General features: G+C 55.3%; 1 rRNA gene. It reads left to right on the plus strand.

Annotated features, from left to right (window positions below):
- Positions 1-443 (plus strand): 16S ribosomal RNA (locus CSV68_RS17375); the annotation flags it as partial.

Genomic DNA, 443 nt, shown 5'->3' on the forward strand with positions numbered 1-443 from the left:
TGGTGACAGGTGGTGCATGGTTGTCGTCAGCTCGTGTCGTGAGATGTTGGGTTAAGTCCCGCAACGAGCGCAACCCTTATCCTTTGTTGCCAGCGGTCCGGCCGGGAACTCAAAGGAGACTGCCAGTGATAAACTGGAGGAAGGTGGGGATGACGTCAAGTCATCATGGCCCTTACGAGTAGGGCTACACACGTGCTACAATGGCGCATACAAAGAGAAGCGAACTCGCGAGAGCAAGCGGACCTCATAAAGTGCGTCGTAGTCCGGATTGGAGTCTGCAACTCGACTCCATGAAGTCGGAATCGCTAGTAATCGTAGATCAGAATGCTACGGTGAATACGTTCCCGGGCCTTGTACACACCGCCCGTCACACCACGAGAGTTTGTAACACCCGAAGTCGGTGGGGTAACCCTTAGGGGAGCTAGCCGCCGAAGGTGGGACAG

This window comes from Sporosarcina sp. P29, from assembly GCF_002743265.1.
In the GTDB taxonomy this organism is placed as follows: Bacteria; Bacillota; Bacilli; order Bacillales_A; family Planococcaceae; genus Sporosarcina.